General features: G+C 60.0%; 1 protein-coding gene. It reads right to left on the bottom strand.

Features of this window, described 5'->3' with window-relative positions; translation table 11 throughout:
• Nucleotides 1-81: 81 nt before the first annotated feature.
• Nucleotides 82-1,419, bottom strand: a 1,338-nt coding sequence (locus QCE63_RS35460) for an ISNCY family transposase (protein WP_309839925.1), incomplete at its 5' end; no start/stop codon positions are given.

The following is a 1,419-nucleotide window of genomic DNA, read 5'->3' as shown; positions in this document are numbered from 1 at the left end:
ATGTCATGGCTAAATACAAATGTCCGATGTCTGGCTCATTAGAAATGTCAGGGTTTAAGATTTGCCAATCTCTTTAGATCATTATCTCCCCACCGCGGCTGCCCGCTCTTCGGCGGAACTCAACACAGCCGCGTTGAGTCGCTCCAGGGTCAGTTCGCGCTGCGTGCGCGTGCCCACCTTGCGTTCCTTGGGCCGAGGCGCCATTCCCTGATTGGTCCGCGAAGGCATCCCTGAAGCGCAGCGATTGTCGCGCTCAGCTTGCACGATCTGAGCGGCCTGCAGGACGTGTCCAAGCCGCTTGTTGTCGACAATGGCACCTTGATCGATTTCTGAGAGCCGGTCGTATTGGCGATAGGCGAGGGCAGCCCCATTCACGCGAATCTCGATGCGTCCATCGGGATACTCGAAGACGTCCAGATATTGGTGAATCAGCGCACGGTTGTCTGCCGTATCGTCGAGCATGTAAATCACCCGGTCGTACTGAACCGTCAACACTTTTGTCACGCGCCGCGCCACGCGCGAAGTCAGGATCAAGTCGATGTCCTCGTCGCTCCTGAGTGCGCGATGGGCATTGAAAGCGCTTCTCGGCACTTTGCCGAACCGAGCGTTGAAGTCGGCCATGAAGTGGGGCGCGTAAGCGTTGGCTGCTTCCTGCGTGTTGATGCCGCGTAGACGCAACTCCTTCACCAGCCGATCCTGCAAGGTCAGATTGGCCCGCTCGACGCGTCCCTTTGCCTGGCTGCTATTGGCGCACCAAGTATCGATGTTGAGCTCGAATAAAGCCCGTCCAAACTGCGTCACGCCCTTGCCGCCGACCTCGGCGTGGTTGTTGCAATGGAACACCGCAGCCTTGTCGCTGTAGAGCGCAATCGGCTTGCCGTACGCTTCCAGATACTTGCGCATGGCCTCGAAGTAGCTGAAGGTCGACTCGGTCGCCGTGAAGTGCAGGGTCATCAGGCGGCTCGTGGCATCATCGATAAACACCAGTAACGTACAAGCTGGCGCGCGGTCTTCGAACCAGCGATGGTCGCTGCCATCGATCTGGATCAACTCGCCCAGACACGAGCGGCGGTTCCTCGGCTGGTGCAGCGCCGCTGGACGCTGCTTGCGTGGAATCCAGAGCCCGGCATCGCGCATCCAGCGCCTTACCGTTTCCTTGCCCAACTCGATGCCGTGACATTCACGCAGCTTCTCGCAGGCAAGCGTCGGGCCGAAATCAGCGTAGCGCTGGCGCACCAGCACCATGGCCCGGGCTCGCAGATCGATGGGCAATTCCCGATTACTTGGCTGCCCGCGCTTGCGCGAGATCAGCCCAGCCGGGCCGCTCGCGACAAAGCGGTGAGCGAGCCGGCTGATCTGACGTTCGCACAGTCCGAGTCGTTCAGCGGCCTGCACCATGGTCAGCCGATGCTCACAGAC

Source organism: Caballeronia sp. LZ065, assembly GCF_031450975.1.
Classification (GTDB): Bacteria; Pseudomonadota; Gammaproteobacteria; order Burkholderiales; family Burkholderiaceae; genus Caballeronia.
This window is presented reverse-complemented; position numbering and strand designations above follow the sequence as displayed.